The organism is Mesorhizobium sp. C395A, assembly GCF_030323205.1.
In the GTDB taxonomy this organism is placed as follows: Bacteria; Pseudomonadota; Alphaproteobacteria; order Rhizobiales; family Rhizobiaceae; genus Mesorhizobium.
Genome location: NZ_CP100473.1, coordinates 4564485 through 4580442, shown reverse-complemented (window position 1 = coordinate 4580442; position 15958 = coordinate 4564485). Strand labels below are relative to the sequence as shown.

Genomic DNA, 15958 nt, shown 5'->3' with positions numbered 1-15958 from the left:
GTGGCAGGCCCCATATACCCGAGGAATTCTTCCGGCGGCGGCTTCCGGCAAGCAGAGCCTTCATCCTGATATAGGACGCTTTAATTGTGACAGAAGCCGTCATCGCGCTGAAAGACATATCCCTGACCCTGGGCCAAGGGGCTTCGTCCGTGCATGTGCTGAAAGGCGTCAGCCTTGACGTGACGCTCGGCGAGGCGACCGGCATCGTCGGCCCTTCGGGTTCCGGCAAGTCGACCTTGCTGATGGTGCTTGCCGGGCTGGAGCAGGTCGATTCGGGGACGGTGCGGATCGCCGGCGAATTGCTGAACGGCAAAAGCGAGGACGAGATCGCATCGTTTCGGGGCCGAAACATCGGCATCGTCTTTCAGTCCTTCCATCTCATTCCCAACATGACGGCGCTCGAAAATGTCGCAGTGCCGCTGGAACTGGCCGGCCATGCCGATCCGTTCGGCGTCGCCGCGCGCGAGCTGGCAGCGGTGGGCTTGAGCGACCGCGTCACCCACTATCCGGGCGAGCTGTCCGGCGGCGAACAGCAGCGCGTGGCGATCGCCCGCGCGCTGGCGCCGTCGCCGCGCATTCTCATCGCCGACGAGCCGACCGGCAATCTCGACCAGGCGACGGGGCGGCAGGTTGCCGACCTTTTGTTCGCCAAAGCGGCCGAGCGCGGCATGACCTTGGTGCTGGTCACGCACGATCCGGCCCTTGCGGCGCGCTGCTCGCGCCAGGTGTCGATGCGCTCCGGCCGCATCGAGGATGCGCCGGTAGCGCAGGTCAAGGTGCCGGCCTGATGCCACTGTCGCAGACGCTGAAGCTCGCGTTCCGCTTTTCGCTGCGCGAGATGCGCGGCGGACTGTCCGGCTTCATGATCTTCCTTGCCTGCATCGCGCTCGGCGTCGCTGCAATCGGCGGGGTCAATTCGGTGGCGCAGGCGATCACCGCAGGCGTTGCCGACCAGGGCCAGACGCTGCTTGGCGGCGACTTGCGCTTCCAGCTCAACCAGCGCGATGCGACGCCAGCCGAAAGCACCTTCCTCGACCGCCTCGGCACTGTGTCGCACAGCGCCAATATGCGCTCGATGGCGCGGCTGGAAGACGGCTCCGACCAGGCGCTGGTCGAGGCCAAGGCCGTCGACGACGCCTATCCGCTCTATGGCGCGATCGAGACCGCGCCGCAGCTTGGCAGAAAGGATTTGTTCGGCGAGAAATCAGGCGTCTTTGGCGCCGCCGCGCCCGACCTGTTGTTCGACCGGCTGAATGTGGAGATCGGTGACCGGCTGAAGGTCGGCAGCGCGACATTCGAATTGCGGGCCAGGCTGGTGAGCGAACCGGATGCGGTGTCGGACGGTTTCGGCTTCGCGCCGCGGCTGATGGTCTCGACCGCGGGGCTTGCCGCGTCCGGCCTGATCCAGCCGGGCAGCCTGGTCGAGAATGCCTACAAGGTTCGGCTGCCGGCCGGCGCCAGCCAAGCCGATCTCAAAGCCATCCAGGATCGGGCGGCGAGCGATTTCCCTGAAGCCGGCTGGTCGATCCGCACGCGTTCCAATGCGGCGCCGGCGCTGTCGGCCAACATCGAGCGCTTCTCGCAATTCCTGACGCTGGTCGGGCTGACGGCGCTGGTGGTCGGCGGCGTCGGCGTTGCCAATGCGGTGCGCGCCTATCTCGACGGCAAGCGCGGCGTCATCGCCACCTTCAAGAGCCTTGGCGCCTCGGGCGGCTTCGTCTTCACCGTCTATCTCGTGCAAATCCTGATGATCGCCGGCCTCGGCATCGCGCTTGGCCTCATCCTCGGCGCCGCCATGCCGTTTGCAGCCAGCGCTGCGCTCCAGTCGGTCATTCCGGTGCCGGCTGAAGGCGGCTTCTATCCCGGTGCGCTGGCTCTTGCCGCGCTGTTCGGGCTGCTGGTGACGCTGGCCTTCGCGCTGTTGCCGCTCGGCCGCGCCCGCGATGTGCCGGCGACCGCGCTGTTTCGCGAAATGGGTTTTGAGGGCCGAGGCTTTCCACGCCTGCCCTATCTTGCCACGGCGGTCGGCATCGCGCTCGCTTTGGCGGCTTTGGCCATCCTGTTTTCTGGCGACCGGCGCATCGCCTTGATCTTCGTCGGCGCGACGATCTTTGCCTTTCTGGTGTTGCGCCTGGTCGGTGCTCTGGTGCAGTGGGTGGCGCGCAAAAGCCCGCGTGTGCGCTCGGTCGCGCTTCGGCTCGCCATCGGCAACATCCACCGGCCCGGCGCGCTGACGCCGTCCGTCGTGCTGTCGCTCGGGCTCGGGCTGACGCTTTTGGTGACGCTGGCGCTGATCGACGGCAATCTCAGGCAGCAGATCTCCGGCAGTCTGCCGGAACGGGCGCCGAATTTCTTCTTCGTCGACATCCAGAATAGCGAGGTCGATGCCTTCTCGACATTGATCGGCAAAGAGGCGCCGAAGGGAACGCTGGTCAAGGTGCCGATGCTGCGCGGCCGGGTGATGGCGCTGAACGGCGTTAGTGTCGACAAGGCCAATGTGCCATCGGAAGGCGCCTGGGTGCTGCGCGGCGATCGCGGCCTGACCTACGACGCCAAACAGCCGGCCAATGCGACACTGACCGAAGGCATCTGGTGGCCGGAGAATTACAGCGGCGAACCGCTGGTTTCGTTCTCCAACGATGAAGGCAAGGCGCTCGGCCTGAAGCTTGGCGATACCGTCACCGTCAATGTGCTCGGACGCAATGTGACGGCCAGGATCGCCAATTTCCGAGAGGTGCAATGGGAGACGATGGGCATCAACTTCGTCATGGTGTTCTCGCCCAACACTTTTGCCGGCGCCCCGCATGGCTGGCTGGCGACGCTGACCGAAAAGGATGCCACGGCAGCAGAGGATGCCCGCCTGCTGAACGCCGTCACCCGCGCCTTCCCGGCGGTGACGACAGTTCGGGTCAAGGACGCGCTCGATGTCGTCAACCGGCTGGTCGGCCAGCTCGGCACGGCGATCCGGGCCGCGGCCGGCGTTGCCTTGATCGCTTCGGTGCTGGTGCTTGCCGGCGCGCTCGCCGCGGGAAATCGCGCCCGCATCCACGATGCCGTGGTGCTGAAGACGCTGGGCGCCACGAGGCGCACGCTTATCGCGGCGTTTTCGCTGGAATACATGCTGATCGGCCTGGCCACCGCGGTGTTCGCGTTGGCTGCCGGCGGCGTCTCCGCCTGGTACATCGTTGCCCGCATCATGACACTGCCGTCGCATTTCATGCCGGAGGTGGCAGTGGCGACCTTGGTGTTTGCGCTGGTGATCACGGTCGGCATCGGCCTTGCCGGCACCTGGCGGGTGCTCGGGCACAAGGCGGCGCCGGTGCTGCGCGACCTCTAGGCCCCAAACGGCAAGGTTGGCCGAATCTGCCGTTTCCGATTAAATCTTGGTAATGTGCAGTCATGGAAGCCCAAGAAAACCGGCTTCCGGAGATTCACCAAGCGTTGCAGCCCGTTACGGTCTTGTTCTTGACGTCAAGAACCATCATATTTCGCCACAGGCATGCTGGAGCCCCGCCAGCGGCGCCCAGGTCCGAAAGGGCCTGACACCGTACGGGGCAGAAGCAACAGAGGATTCCAATGGCTGAGCCCATTCGCAACTACCAGACTTCGGCCGTGCCGGGCGCGCGCGCCGACATCGACCAAGGCCTGCGCACTTACATGCTCAAGGTCTACAATTTGATGGGGCTTGGCCTCCTCATCACCGGCGTCGCCGCCTGGGGCGCTTTCCAGCTCGCCGTCACCGGCGACGGACAGCTGACCGCTTTCGGCACGCTGATCTATGCCAGCGCCTTCCGCTGGGTGGTCATCCTGGCTCCGCTCGCCGCCGTCTTCTTCCTGTCGTTCAGGATCCAGTCGATGAGCGTGGCCGCGGCGCAAACCACCTTCTGGGTCTATTCGGGCCTGGTCGGCCTGTCGCTGTCGACCATCTTCCTGGTCTACACCGGCGCCTCGATCACTCAGACCTTCTTTGCCACGGCGGCCGCCTTCGGCGCGCTGTCGCTCTACGGCTACACGACCAAGCGCGACCTTTCGGCGTTCGGCTCGTTCCTGGTCATGGGCGTGGTCGGCCTGGTGATCGCCATGCTGATCAACATCTTCCTGCAGTCGTCGGCGCTCGGCTTCGCCATCTCGGCGCTCGGCGTGCTGATCTTCGCCGGGCTCACCGCCTATGACACGCAGACCATCAAGGAAATGTACTACGAAGGCGATCAGGCCGACGTTGCCGGCCGCAAGGCGATCATGGGCGCGTTGAGGCTATATCTCGACTTCATCAACCTGTTCATGTTCCTGCTGCAGTTCATGGGCGATCGCCGCTAGGCGGTCTTCCCATCAGGCAACTGGACCAGCTGATATCAAGAGGGCGGCCAACGGCCGCCCTTTTCTTTTGTGCCGGCCTTTGCTGTCATGGAGGCAGATGAATCGTCTGCATAAATCATGAGCACTATTTCCATCCGCGCGGCCTTGGAAGGCGACCTCGGCCGAATCACCGAGATCTACGGCGATGCCGTGACGCATGGCACCGCGAGCTATGAGCTCGAGCCGCCCAGCCGCACTGAGATGGGTGGGCGCTTCGACAGCCTGACGGCGGGGGGCTTTCCCTATCTGGTGGCGGAACGAGATGGCGCGCTGCTCGGCTACGCCTATGCCGGCGCGTTCCGGCCGCGCCCGGCCTACCGCTTCATCGTAGAGGATTCCGTCTATGTCGCGCCTGATGCGAAGGGCCAGGGCGTCGGGCTGCTGCTGATGCAGGCGCTGATTGAAGCCTGCCGTATGGCGGGCTTTCGCCAGATCGTCGCGGTGATCGGTGACGGCCATGCAGACAGCGCCTCGGTGCGGCTGCATGAAAAGCTCGGCTTTCGCCATTCCGGTCGCCTGGAAGGCTCCGGCTACAAGCATGGGCGCTGGCTTGACACGGTGTTCATGCAGCTGTCGCTGAATGGCGGCGCAACGGTTCCGCCCGATCCGCATTCGCTGCCGGAGCGGAAGTTTCGTGAGAGCCTGAGGAGCGGGAATTGAGGAGTTGAAGAACTGAAGAATTGAGGATTTGAATAGCAACAAACCCGGCGGTATTTCGACCGCTACATCCTCTTTTTTCAATTCTTCAATTCTTCAATTCTTCAATTCCCCAATTCTCAATTAGGCCTGGACAATCTTCAGCTTAGCATCGAAGACGTTGAGCACGCGACCGAGTTCCTGGCCGCGCTTGAGGATTCGGCCGCCGGCGGCGATGACGGCGAAGGCGCCTTGCCGGCGCGCCAGTTTCGGATCCTTGACGATCTGGAACAGCGGCACTTCGCTGGCCCGGCGGAAGACTGAAAACACAGCCCGATCAGACAGATGATCGATGGCATAGTCGCGCCATTCGTTGGCGGCGACCATGCGTCCGTACAGCCTCAGGATCTCATCGAGTTCACGCCGGTCGAAACGGACCGGCTGGTCGAGGCGTTCGCGTCGCGCCTCGTGCAGCGGGATCAATATTGCGAATGCGTCCCCATCCTCCGTCCCACCGCTGCGATCGGTCATCCCGCGATCCCTTTGAAAATGAATCTCGCTTGCAGAAGTTGGCGTGTTCGCCGTGGAATTGCAAGGCCCGGCTAACCATCCCGGGACCGCGCTGTTTTCGCAACGTCCAGTCACTTTTATAAAACGCGGTGTTTGAATTGGTGATGCCTCGCCACATTTCCGCCCTTTTTTATCCGCGCTCATGCCCCAATGTCCGACGAATTTACCGGCGTTGCCTGAGACGGTTCGGTCCGGCACCGGCTCGTAAACCCCAAGCCCCCCGCCCACGGGTCTGCGTCGGATCGAACCAACCTCGGACTTTCCTCAGGGAGAGACCGGGTGCGACGATCCCAAAGCCTAAATGACCGACGTCAGAAGCAAGCTGACGTCGGTTTTTTTGTTGGGCGGCGCCAGACACTTGTCGTCGTGATCCTTCACACCCCCCTCTGTCCTGCCGGACATCTCCCCGCAAGGGTGGAGATCAGATTTCGCGTTTGCTTTCGCCAATCTCAAACGTGGGACAGGATGGCGGATGTGGCGAAGCTGCCAATCTCCCTCCTTGCGGGGGAGATGGCCGGCAGGCCAGAGGGGGGTGCTGTCCCGCCGATATCAAAAGGTATGGACCAGCCTCTTAAGGCTTGTGAATAAACGCCGCGCCCAGAATAGGCCCCGGCAGGCCGTCCTTGCCAACCGATTGCAGCAGCACGGCGCAGCCGCCTTTCTTGGCGATCTCGGTCATCGGCAATTCGTAGCGCTGCGCCTTGCCGTGCCACATGCCGGCGGTCTGGATGCCGGTGACGGCGTTCCAGTAGGTCATGCTGCGGCCGGTGTTCTCGCCCTTGGCGATGGTCACCGTCTGCGGTGGTTCGAAATAGACGATGACGACATGGGCGTCGCTGGGGCCGCTACCGGCGTCGCCGGCATCGATCATGACGCGATCGCTGGTGCGGCTGACCTTGACGCTGACCCGCATGCCTTCACCGGATTTCTCCATGCGGGCAAGCGCGCCGTCGACCTCCTTGCGGCTGGCGCCGTTGACATGGCTGCGACCATTGATGACGGCTTGCGGCGTGTAGACGGAGCGGGTGCCGAAGGCGCGCATATAGTCATATTGCCGGTCGGTATTGTCCTTGCTGCTCAGCGTGTCCTGCCAGCCGAGATAGTCCCAGTAATTGACGTGGTAGGCGAGCGCGACGACGTTGTCCTTGGCCGCCAGCTCGGCAAAGAAAGCGTCCGCCGGCGGGCAGGAATTGCAGCCCTGGCTGGTGAACAGCTCGACCACGCCCAAGGGCCTGTCAATCTGCGGTTTGTCGGTCTGGGTCGTTCCCGATTCCTCGGCGAACCCGGTCCCGGCAAGCGCCGAGAAGGCCAGCGCAAAAGCCGCAAGCCGCAGAGGGTGTCGAGGTGCCATGATCGTTCCGATTCCCGCCGGTGACGCCGGCCTTGTTCTGGTTGCCCAGATTTGTGGCAGAAGCGACAGTCAACGGGAAGTCACGTTGCGGTGAAATTTTTGCTGCCGCAACCATGGGTATGGCCATCACAGGGGGAGCACTTCACCGCCCGGTTCGATCGGGAGCATGGCATCAGGAGCGTGGGGCAGATCTTGCTGAGCCCAGCCGGTTTTTACTCCTGTCGTACAGGGCGGGGCTTCGATCGGGTCGGGCAATGCTTTGGAAAGACTGGGAGTAGGGAGTAGGGAGTAGGGAGTAGGGAGTAGGGAGTAGGGAGTAGGGAGTAGGGAGTAGGGAGTAGGGAGTAGGGAGTAGGGAGTAGGGAGTAGGGAGTAGGGAGTAGGGGATGTCGTTCCCCGCTACCGCCCAATCCCTACTGCCTAAGCCCTGGCCGCTACGCGGCCAGATCGCGCAGCACGTATTGCAAAATGCCGCCATTCTTGAAGTAGTCGAGTTCGTCCAGCGTATCGATGCGGCAGATGATCGGCACGTTCTTCACGGTGCCGTCGCCATAGGTCACCTTGGCGATCATCGTCTGGCGTGGCTTGATGGTGCTTATGCCGTCGATCTCGACCAGCTCGTCACCCTTGAGGTTGAGCGAGGCCCATGAGGTGCCTTCCTCGAAGACGAAGGGGATGACGCCCATGCCGACCAGGTTGGAGCGATGGATGCGCTCGAAGGACTGGGCGATGACGGCACGGACACCGAGGAGATTCGTTCCTTTAGCTGCCCAGTCGCGGGAGGAGCCGTTGCCGTATTCGACGCCGGCGAAGATGACCAGCGGCACGCCTTCCTTTTTGTACCTCATCGCCGCGTCGTAGATCGATTCCTCTTCCTTCGACGGGTAGTGGATGGTGTAGCCGCCCTCGCGGCCGTTCTCGCCCAGCATATGGTTGCGGATGCGGATGTTGGCGAAGGTGCCGCGCATCATCACCTCATGGTTGCCGCGCCTTGTGCCGTACTGGTTGAAGTCGGCAACGCCGACGCCATGGTCGGTGAGGTATTTGCCGGCCGGGGAAGCGGCCTTGATCGAACCCGCCGGTGAGATGTGATCGGTGGTGATCTTGTCGCCGAACAGGCCGAGCACGCGCGCGCCCTTGATGTCGCCGATCTTGCCGAAACCGGAGGTCATGCCGGCGAAATAGGGCGGGTTCTGCACATAGGTCGAGTTGTCGTCCCAGGCATAGGTCTGGCCTTCCGGCGCCTTGACGTTCTGCCAGTATTCGTCGCCCTTGAAGACGTCGGCATATTTGCGGGCGAACAGCTCACGTGTGACGTTCTTCTCGATGAACTCCTGGATCTCGGCCGAACTCGGCCAGATATCCCTGAGATAGACCGGCTTGCCGTCGCGGCCTTCGCCGAGTGGCTCGGTGGTCAGGTCCTTGGTGACGGTGCCGGCCAAAGCATGGGCTACCACCAGCGGCGGCGACGCCAGATAGTTCGCCTGCACGTCAGGTGAAACACGGCCTTCGAAGTTGCGGTTGCCGGAGAGCACTGCGGCGGCGATCAGGCCCTTATCGTTGATGGTCTTGGAGATCGGCGCCGGCAGCGGGCCGGAATTGCCGATGCAGGTGGTGCAGCCGAAACCAACCAGGTTGAAGCCGATCTGGTCGAGCTCCTTCTGCAGGCCGGACTTTTCCAGATATTCGGCGACCACCTGGCTGCCCGGCGCCAGCGAGGTCTTCACCCACGGCTTCTGCTTGAGGCCGAGCCGGTTGGCGTTGCGCGCCAAGAGGCCGGCGCCGATCAGCACGCTCGGGTTGGAGGTGTTGGTGCAGGACGTGATGGCGGCAATCACGACATCGCCATGGCCGAGATCATGGTCGGTGCCTCCGACGGCATAGCGCTTGTGGATTTCGGCAGCCTTCTTGTACTCGGTCTCCATCGCCTTGGCGAAGCCGGCCGGAATGCCTTCGAGCGGAACGCGGCCTTCGGGGCGCTTGGGACCTGCCATCGACGGCACGACGCTGTCGAGCTCGAGTTCGAGCAGGTCAGTGAAGACAGGGTCGGCCGAGCCGGCGTCACGCCACATGCCTTGCGCCTTGGAATAGGCCTCGACCAGGGCGATGCGGCTTTCCTCGCGGCCCGACATTGTGAGGTAGCGGATGGTCTCGCCGTCGACCGGGAAGAAGCCGCAGGTGGCGCCATATTCGGGCGCCATGTTGCCGATGGTGGCGCGGTCGGCCAGCGTCATGTTGGACAGGCCCGGGCCGAAGAACTCGACGAACTTGCCGACGACGCCCTTCTTGCGCAGCATCTGGGTGACGGTCAGTACGAGGTCGGTGGCGGTGATGCCCTCCCTGAGCTTGCCGGTAAGGCGGAAGCCGATGACTTCGGGCAACAGCATGGAAACCGGCTGGCCGAGCATCGCCGCCTCGGCCTCGATACCGCCGACGCCCCAGCCGAGGACGCCAAGGCCGTTGATCATAGTGGTGTGCGAATCGGTGCCGACGCAGGTGTCGGGATAGGCGGTCGTTTCGCCGTCTTCCGTGTTGGTCCAGACGACCTGACCGAGATATTCGAGGTTGACCTGATGGCAGATGCCGGTGCCGGGCGGCACGACGCGAAAATTGCGGAACGCCTGCTGGCCCCATTTCAGGAATTTATAGCGCTCTTCGTTGCGCTCATATTCGAGCTCGACATTCCTGGCAAAGGCCAGTGGCGTGCCGAATTCGTCGACGATGACGGAGTGGTCGATGACGAGGTCGACCGGCACCAGCGGATTGATCTTCTGCGGATCGCCGCCGAGCGCCTTGAGGCCGTCGCGCATGGCGGCCAAGTCGACCACCGCCGGGACGCCGGTGAAATCCTGCATCAGGACACGCGCGGGGCGATAGGCGATCTCGACGCCGGCGGTGCCCTTGTCGGTCAGCCAGCCGGCCACAGCCTGGATAGAGTCCTTGGTGACGGAGCGGCCGTCTTCATTGCGCAAAAGGTTTTCCAGCAGCACCTTCATCGAATAAGGCAGCTGGGCAATGCCGGTGAGGCCGTTCCTCTCGGCCTCGACCAGATTGTAATAGACATAGTCCGCGCCACCCACGGTGAGGGTGCGGCGGCAATTGAAACTGTCGAGGGATTTTGACACGTGCGGTCCGTCCTTGTCTGTTCAGCCTGAAAGGGAACGGACGCCGATGGGCATGCAATCACGCGCAAAGGTGCGGGTACGGCCATTTCCGCTGTCCGTTCCCAGCCAACCCGAGCCGTTCAAGGCGGCGCGTGCGCTGGTTCGGCGCAAATTCTGTTCCCGTGCCGACCGCTGGCACGGATGTCCCGCATATAGAGAATTTTCTGGAATAGTTCTAGACAGTTGCGGAGCAAATTTGTGCGATGCGGCAGCTATCGCGCGGTAAAGTTTTCGGGACGGGCAGGCATGCGGCTGATTGCCGAAAATCTGGGCGGCGAACGCGGCGGCGAGACGGTCTTTTCCGGCATCGGTTTTGCGCTCGACAAGGGCCAGGTGCTGGTCGTCACCGGGCCGAACGGTTCGGGCAAATCGACGCTGCTCAGGGTCATCGCCGGGCTGCTGCCGAAGGCGCAAGGCGACGTGCGCATCGAGGGCGGCGGCGAGACGTTTCCGACGATCGCTTCGGCGATCCACTATCTCGGCCACCTCAATGCAATGAAGACGGCGCTCAGCGTGGCGGAGAATCTGCGCTTCTGGCGCGATTTCAACGGCGATGGGCAGTCGGGTGTCGAAGAGGCGCTGGAGACGGTTGGTCTCGGCGGCATCGGCCACCTGCCTTTCGGCTATCTGTCGACCGGGCAAAGGCGGCGCGCGGCGATTGCGAAATTGCTGGTCAGTCATAAGCCGCTTTGGCTGCTGGATGAGCCGACGGCTGGACTGGACAAGGCTTCGGAGGCGCGGTTTGCGGGGCTGATGGCGAGGCATTGCGCAGAAGGTGGAATCATTGTCGCGGCGACGCATTTGCCGCTCGGATTGGATGGGGCGAAGGAATTGAGGATGGGAGCAACAGGGTGATGCCGGCATTCCCGCCCACCCCCCTCTGCCCTGCCGGGCATCTCCCCCGCAGGGGGGGAGATCAGATGTCATGCCGGCTTTCGCCAATCACCGGCATTGAAAAAAAGGCGTCAGCAGTGGAGCTGCCAATCTCCCCCCTTGCGGGGGAGATGTCCGGGAGGACAGAGGGGGGTGTGAAGGAACGCCACATTCGGCAAGATGGCGATCAAACCGCAGGCGCGGCTTGGCAATGCTAGCCCTCTTCCTGCGCGACGTCCGTCTCTCAATCCGTGCCGGCGGCGGAGCGCTCACCGGCGTGATCTTCTTCCTCGCCGTCATCGCCACCATCCCCTTCGGTGTCGGGCCGGACCTGAAGCTGCTGGGCCGCATCGGTCCGGCGATCCTTTGGATCGGCGCTCTGCTCGCCTGCCTGCTCGGCCTCGACCGGCTGTTTCAGGCCGATCGCGAAGACGGTTCGCTCGATCTTCTGGTGCTGGGCAATGACGGCCACATGCTGACGTTGACGGTGCTGGTGAAGTGCCTGGCGCATTGGGCGGGCAGCGTTCTGCCGCTGGTGGTTGCGGCACCTCTGCTGAGCCTGTTCATGAACATGGAGCCGCTCAGCATCGGCGCCACCGCGCTCACGCTGCTGGTCGGCACGCCGGCGATCACTTTCATCGGCGCGGTCGGGGCGGCGGTGGCGGTGGCGCTGCCGCGTGGCGGGCTGCTGATCTCGGTGCTGGTGCTGCCGCTGACCATCCCGGTGCTGATCTTCGGGGTGTCGGCGAGCTACGGCGCGGTGGCCGACCCTGATCCGTTCCTGCAGCCCTTCCTCATTCTTGCCGCGCTGACGCTGTTTCTTGCCGTGCTGGGTCCGGTGGCGGCGGCGCTGGCGCTGCGGCATGGAACGGATTGATATGACCGCTCCGGCGCGACGATCAATTGCGAAGCCCCAGCCGCAAAGCTAAGAAGGCCGCAAAGCTATGGGAAGGCCATGATCGAGCACGACGAAGTGACGGTGGAAGGGGAGCGAATCGCATGAGTGCACACGCAATCTATGTCGCGGCCGCCTATGGCATCACGGCGATCGTGCTGGCCGGGCTGATCGGCTGGATCCTGCTCGACCAGCGGACCCGCAAGCGCGAACTGGCAGACCTCGAAGCGGCCGGCGTGCGGCGTCGCTCGGACAAAGCCGGTACTGGGGCCAGCACTGGGGCCAGCAAGCCATGAGCACGGAAAGCGAAACGCCGGCGTCGCCGCGCCGCCGCCTGATCGTGCTGTTGCCGTTGCTGGTTTTTCTCGGCCTCGCCGGATTGTTCCTGTCGCAGCTTTTGTCGGGACGCGACGAGGCGGCAGTGCCGTCGGCGCTGATCGGCCTGCCGGCGCCGCAGACCAACCTGCCGGCGCTGGAAGGGTCAAACCTGCCCGGGCTGGATTCGAAAGCCTTCGCCGGCAAGGTAACGCTGGTCAACGTCTTTGCATCGTGGTGCGCGCCGTGCCGGGAAGAGCATCCGGTGCTCTTGGCGCTGTCGCAGGACAAGCGCTTCGTCATGGCCGCGCTAAACTACAAGGACCAAGCGCAAAACGCGCGCCGGTTCCTTGGTGATCTCGGCAATCCATTCCAGGCGATAGGTGTCGACGAGGCTGGCCGCACGGCCATCGACTGGGGCGTCTACGGCGTGCCGGAAACGTTCGTCATCGGCAAGGACGGCAAGATTGCCTACAAGCATGTCGGGCCGCTGACCGGGGAGTCGGCGAGGGATGTTCTGTTGCCGCAGATTGAAAAAGCGCTCGCGGTACCGGGCTGACGTTGGCGCCATGCCCCTCATCCGGCCGCTACGCGGCCACCTTATCCCCGCGGGGAGAAGAGGGAAGCATCGGCACAGGCTAGCTCCTCTCCCCGAGGGGAGAGGTCGGATTGTCCGAATTGCTCATGCAATTCGGTTTGGCAATCCGGGTGAGGGGGCGGTGCCCCGCTGACGTCCGAAAGCTCAGCCGTAGATCTGCTTGTGGACCTGGTAGAGCATTTCCGAGCGGTCGGCGCGCAGGTCGGCCAGATCGCGGCTCGTCAGGTTTTCGATTTCCGCGACGAGGCGGTTGTAGTGGCGGCGCTTGGCCATCGAGGTGCGCGCGCGGGAGAAGAGGTTGTCAAAAGCCATAGCAAGGGTCCTTTCGTACCGCGTATCAGCGGTGAATTGTTCCTCCCTTGGTCGTTCGCACCATGACATAGGAATGGTGCGATGCAAAAAGAAGATGTTGCAATGCACCATTGCACAGGGCGCATAGCGGGTTAATACAGCGCTACAGCACCATAAACGGCCGGACAGGCTGGCGGGCCATGCCGGCCGGGCACCTTTTGTCTTACAATTGCGCCTGCGCCACCTTGCCATCGCGCCCGCAGGCTGGCTTGATCCGCGCGTCACGTGATGCCCGGAGGAAATGCATGGCGACCGCAGACTATTACGAAATTCACGATCCGCGTTTCGCGCGGCTGTTCAACGGCAACGCCCAGGTGGAAAAGCTGTTTACCGGATGTCAGTGGGCGGAAGGGCCGGCCTGGTTCGCCGCCGGCCGCTATGTCGTCTGGTCCGACATCCCCAACAACCGGATGCTGCGCTATGACGAGACCGACGGCAATGTGAGCGTCTTTCGTCAGCCCTCCGGCAATTCCAACGGCAACACCGTCGACCGCCAGGGCCGACTGGTGACGTGCGAACATTCCGGCCGCCGCGTCAGCCGCACCGAGCATGACGGTTCCGTCACCACCATCGCGGCCGAATGGAAAGGCAAGCGGCTGAATTCGCCCAATGACGCGGTCGTGAAATCCGACGGCTCGATCTGGTTCACCGATCCGAGCTACGGCATCGACACCGACTATGAGGGCGACAAGGCCGAAAGCGAGATCGGCGCTTGCAATGTCTACCGGGTCGATCCGGATACGGGCGAGGTCGAGGCCGTCATCACCGACATGGTCCGGCCGAACGGGCTTGCCTTTTCACTGGATGAAAGCCAGCTCTATGTCGTCGACACCGGCCGCACCCATGGCGCGCAGAACCCCGCGCATATGCGGGTCTTCAACGTCGGCAAGCACGGCAAGAAGGTCTCGGGCGGGAAGGTGTTCGCTGACTGCACGGCCGGCCTATTCGACGGCTTCCGGCTCGACGAGGCCGGCCGCATCTGGACCAGTGCCGCCGACGGCATCCATTGCTACGATCCCGACGGCACGCTGATCGGCAAGGTCAAGGTGCCGGAAGTGACCGCCAATTGCGTGTTCGGCGGCAACAAGCTGAACTGCCTCTACATCGCCGGCACCACGTCGCTCTACATGGTGCGGCTGATGGTGAACGGGGCGAAGACGTATTGAGGCTGCTGGAAACGCTTCTCTGGCGGCCCTTGATGGCGTTTCTGCGCATGTCCGCGGCGCCTGTTGCGCGGCGGCCGCCGGAACCGCCGCCAAGTGGTTCGCCGGAGCGGATTTCGAAGCCGCCCAGCGGCGGCGGTATCAGACACAATTCAAGGGGAGGACGTCATGCCATTCGTCAACATCCGCATCGTCAAGGAAGTGATCGCCGCTGATCCCGCTGGCAAGAAGGCCGACATCGCCAAAAAGGTCACGGCGGCCATCATGGACGCCACCGGGCTTAGCAATGACGACGTCTGGGTGGTGTTCGAAGAGGTCAATGCGCGTGACTGGTATGTCGGCAAGACTGATGTCGAGACGTTGCGGAAGGGGTAGCACAGCGGCACGTTGGGGTGCGCCGCACCCTTTCGTTCGTCATCCTAGGGTCTGCGCCGCGTCGCTTCGCTCCTTGCTCCGCCCTAGGATGACGAGGCAACGTTTGCGCGTATAAAACTCGCGAAAACCTGCACCGCTTCGCGCATGGCCCGCAGGTTCTCGTCCTCTACCAGGATCGCTTCCATCTCCGGCGGTTTCTTGCCGAGCAAGGCGATCTCCAGCACTGCGTCCTCACAAAGCGCGAACGACATGGTGCGCATGATCTCGGCCAGCGCGGCGCGGGCATAGAGCGAGCGCGCGGAGGCGTGGGCCAGCATGGCGGGCTCGACTGCGGCGTCGCGTGAGACCAGCCAGTCGAGCGCGTTTTTCATGCCGCCCGGCACGCCATGGGCATATTCGGGGCAGGAGACGATGATGCCGTCGGCGCCGGTGACGGCCTCGATCAGCCGCGTGGCCTCGGCCGGTGTGCGCTCGCCTTCGTCATCCGGGTTGAAGATCGGCAGCAGGCCGAGCCCGTCATAGACAGTTACGCGGCAATCCGAAGGCGCGTTCGCGGACAGCGCCGCCAGCAGCGCCGAATTGGTCGAGGCGGCGCGCAGGCTGCCGGAGATGGCGAGGAGTTCGATCACGGGGAAACAGGGCTAGGGAAACCGGCAAAGGACTGCAATGGCGAATCGTACCCGAAATCTACCACAGGGTCTTGCTGTAGGCTTCGTCCAGCGAGCGGTCGAAATCGTCGGCAGTTTCGGCATGCGCCATCTGATCGGACAGGATCTGACCGAGCGTCGGCAACGTCGCGCGGTCGTGCCAGCTGTCCGGCTTCCACAATTCGGAGCGCATGAAGGCCTTGGCGCAGTGCATGTAAGCGGCCTTGACGCTCACCACGACGACGCTTTGCGGTTGCTTGCCGTCGACGGTGAGGCGCTCGCGCAAACCGGCATCGACGGTTATGCGGGCGTCGCCATTGATGCGCAGCGTCTCGTTCATGCCGGGGATGAGAAAAAGCAGCCCGACCGAAGGGTTGAGCAGGATGTTTTCCAGCGTATCCAGCCGGTTGTTGCCGGGCCGGTCGGGAATGGCGATGGTCTTGTCGTCGAGGACAAGGGCGAAGCCGGGCCTGTCGCCTTTCGGCGTCACGTCGGCATTGCCGGCGCCGTCGGAAGAACCGATCAGCACGAAAGGGCTCTTGCCGATGAAAGAGCGGCAGTGGCCGTCGAGCGCCCTGAGTTCCTTGCGCATCGAGGTGTCGGTCGGCCGCGGCGTCTTGTAGATCGTCCTCAGTTCATCGCGCGTGGTGACGAATTCCATGGC

The 15958-nt window shown here is 63.5% G+C and carries 16 protein-coding genes; 10 read left to right on the top strand and 6 right to left on the bottom strand.

What is annotated here, in order from left to right; genetic code table 11:
• The first annotated feature begins 86 nt into the window (after positions 1-86).
• The 4 genes from NLY37_RS22380 to NLY37_RS22365 all read left to right on the top strand — a co-directional run bounded on the left by NLY37_RS22380 (position 87) and on the right by NLY37_RS22365 (position 5016).
• Positions 87-788 carry an ABC transporter ATP-binding protein gene (locus NLY37_RS22380; RefSeq protein WP_023742099.1) on the top strand — a complete coding sequence of 234 codons (702 nt, stop codon included), beginning with the start codon at positions 87-89 and terminating at the stop codon, positions 786-788.
• The gene (locus tag NLY37_RS22375) at positions 788-3337 is read left to right on the top strand and encodes an ABC transporter permease (RefSeq protein WP_286440275.1); all 2550 of its coding nucleotides are present in this window, start codon (positions 788-790) and stop codon (positions 3335-3337) included. The genes NLY37_RS22380 and NLY37_RS22375 overlap by 1 nt, the downstream gene beginning before the upstream one ends.
• Before the next feature lie 239 nt (positions 3338-3576).
• Entirely contained in the window at positions 3577-4317 is a 741-nt protein-coding gene (locus NLY37_RS22370) for a Bax inhibitor-1/YccA family protein (RefSeq protein WP_023742100.1), read from the top strand.
• A gap of 117 nt (positions 4318-4434) precedes the next feature.
• Positions 4435-5016: a GNAT family N-acetyltransferase gene (locus NLY37_RS22365; RefSeq protein WP_023698867.1), complete on the top strand. Its 582-nt coding sequence runs from the start codon at positions 4435-4437 to the stop codon at positions 5014-5016.
• A 120-nt stretch (positions 5017-5136) separates the two neighbouring features.
• Here the strand turns inward: NLY37_RS22365 and NLY37_RS22360 are convergent, their stop codons facing one another.
• The 3 genes from NLY37_RS22360 to acnA form a co-directional block, all read right to left on the bottom strand.
• The gene (locus NLY37_RS22360) at positions 5137-5523 is read right to left on the bottom strand and encodes a DUF2794 domain-containing protein (RefSeq protein WP_023742101.1); all 387 of its coding nucleotides are present in this window, start codon (positions 5521-5523) and stop codon (positions 5137-5139) included.
• Positions 5524-6133: 610 nt separating this feature from the next.
• The gene (locus NLY37_RS22355; RefSeq protein WP_023683845.1) at positions 6134-6913 is read right to left on the bottom strand and encodes a DUF1223 domain-containing protein; all 780 of its coding nucleotides are present in this window, start codon (positions 6911-6913) and stop codon (positions 6134-6136) included.
• Positions 6914-7347: 434 nt separating this feature from the next.
• Complete coding sequence (gene acnA / locus NLY37_RS22350) at positions 7348-10038, bottom strand: aconitate hydratase AcnA (protein WP_023742102.1); 2691 nt, start codon at positions 10036-10038, stop codon at positions 7348-7350.
• A gap of 285 nt (positions 10039-10323) precedes the next feature.
• On the opposite strand from acnA, the gene ccmA reads away from it, so the two are divergent.
• From ccmA to NLY37_RS22330, 4 genes are all read left to right on the top strand, one after another.
• The gene (gene ccmA, locus NLY37_RS22345) at positions 10324-10932 is read left to right on the top strand and encodes a heme ABC exporter ATP-binding protein CcmA (protein WP_023742103.1); all 609 of its coding nucleotides are present in this window, start codon (positions 10324-10326) and stop codon (positions 10930-10932) included.
• A 229-nt stretch (positions 10933-11161) separates the two neighbouring features.
• Positions 11162-11827: a heme exporter protein CcmB gene (ccmB, locus tag NLY37_RS22340; protein ID WP_023742104.1), complete on the top strand. Its 666-nt coding sequence runs from the start codon at positions 11162-11164 to the stop codon at positions 11825-11827.
• A gap of 122 nt (positions 11828-11949) precedes the next feature.
• Positions 11950-12141 carry a heme exporter protein CcmD gene (ccmD, locus tag NLY37_RS22335; protein ID WP_023742105.1) on the top strand — a complete coding sequence of 64 codons (192 nt, stop codon included), beginning with the start codon at positions 11950-11952 and terminating at the stop codon, positions 12139-12141.
• Positions 12138-12719, top strand: coding sequence for a DsbE family thiol:disulfide interchange protein (locus tag NLY37_RS22330; protein WP_023742106.1), 582 nt, complete (start codon positions 12138-12140; stop codon positions 12717-12719). The genes ccmD and NLY37_RS22330 overlap by 4 nt, the downstream gene beginning before the upstream one ends.
• Positions 12720-12902: 183 nt before the next feature.
• Here the strand turns inward: NLY37_RS22330 and NLY37_RS22325 are convergent, their stop codons facing one another.
• Entirely contained in the window at positions 12903-13070 is a 168-nt protein-coding gene (locus NLY37_RS22325) for a hypothetical protein (protein WP_023742107.1), read from the bottom strand.
• 284 nt (positions 13071-13354) lie between these two features.
• Here NLY37_RS22325 and NLY37_RS22320 point away from each other — a divergent pair, with 284 nt between their 5' ends.
• Both NLY37_RS22320 and NLY37_RS22315 read left to right on the top strand, forming a co-directional pair.
• Complete coding sequence (locus NLY37_RS22320; RefSeq protein ID WP_023742108.1) at positions 13355-14275, top strand: SMP-30/gluconolactonase/LRE family protein; 921 nt, start codon at positions 13355-13357, stop codon at positions 14273-14275.
• Between the two features lie 165 nt (positions 14276-14440).
• Positions 14441-14647: a tautomerase family protein gene (locus NLY37_RS22315; protein ID WP_013528835.1), complete on the top strand. Its 207-nt coding sequence runs from the start codon at positions 14441-14443 to the stop codon at positions 14645-14647.
• Between the two features lie 83 nt (positions 14648-14730).
• On the opposite strand, the gene NLY37_RS22310 is transcribed toward NLY37_RS22315, so the two are convergent.
• Both NLY37_RS22310 and NLY37_RS22305 read right to left on the bottom strand, forming a co-directional pair.
• On the bottom strand, positions 14731-15276 hold the full coding sequence (locus tag NLY37_RS22310; protein WP_023742109.1) for an NADPH-dependent FMN reductase: 546 nt from the start codon (positions 15274-15276) through the stop codon (positions 14731-14733).
• A 58-nt stretch (positions 15277-15334) separates the two neighbouring features.
• Positions 15335-15955, bottom strand: coding sequence for a pyridoxamine 5'-phosphate oxidase family protein (locus tag NLY37_RS22305; protein ID WP_023742110.1), 621 nt, complete (start codon positions 15953-15955; stop codon positions 15335-15337).
• Between the last annotated feature and the right edge of the window lie 3 nt (positions 15956-15958).

What these genes read in the sequence shown, in the direction of transcription:
- NLY37_RS22355 (WP_023683845.1), bottom strand. Translation starts at nt 6,913, where the DNA reads ATGGCACCTCGACACCCTCTGCGGCTTGCGGCTTTTGCGCTGGCCTTC.
- ccmA (WP_023742103.1), top strand. Translation starts at nt 10,324, where the DNA reads ATGCGGCTGATTGCCGAAAATCTGGGCGGCGAACGCGGCGGCGAGACG.
- NLY37_RS22320 (WP_023742108.1), top strand. Translation starts at nt 13,355, where the DNA reads ATGGCGACCGCAGACTATTACGAAATTCACGATCCGCGTTTCGCGCGG.
- NLY37_RS22325 (WP_023742107.1), bottom strand. Translation starts at nt 13,070, where the DNA reads ATGGCTTTTGACAACCTCTTCTCCCGCGCGCGCACCTCGATGGCCAAG.
- NLY37_RS22375 (WP_286440275.1), top strand. Translation starts at nt 788, where the DNA reads ATGCCACTGTCGCAGACGCTGAAGCTCGCGTTCCGCTTTTCGCTGCGC.
- NLY37_RS22360 (WP_023742101.1), bottom strand. Translation starts at nt 5,523, where the DNA reads ATGACCGATCGCAGCGGTGGGACGGAGGATGGGGACGCATTCGCAATA.
- NLY37_RS22305 (WP_023742110.1), bottom strand. Translation starts at nt 15,955, where the DNA reads ATGGAATTCGTCACCACGCGCGATGAACTGAGGACGATCTACAAGACG.
- NLY37_RS22315 (WP_013528835.1), top strand. Translation starts at nt 14,441, where the DNA reads ATGCCATTCGTCAACATCCGCATCGTCAAGGAAGTGATCGCCGCTGAT.
- NLY37_RS22330 (WP_023742106.1), top strand. Translation starts at nt 12,138, where the DNA reads ATGAGCACGGAAAGCGAAACGCCGGCGTCGCCGCGCCGCCGCCTGATC.
- ccmB (WP_023742104.1), top strand. Translation starts at nt 11,162, where the DNA reads ATGCTAGCCCTCTTCCTGCGCGACGTCCGTCTCTCAATCCGTGCCGGC.
- NLY37_RS22365 (WP_023698867.1), top strand. Translation starts at nt 4,435, where the DNA reads ATGAGCACTATTTCCATCCGCGCGGCCTTGGAAGGCGACCTCGGCCGA.
- NLY37_RS22370 (WP_023742100.1), top strand. Translation starts at nt 3,577, where the DNA reads ATGGCTGAGCCCATTCGCAACTACCAGACTTCGGCCGTGCCGGGCGCG.
- ccmD (WP_023742105.1), top strand. Translation starts at nt 11,950, where the DNA reads ATGAGTGCACACGCAATCTATGTCGCGGCCGCCTATGGCATCACGGCG.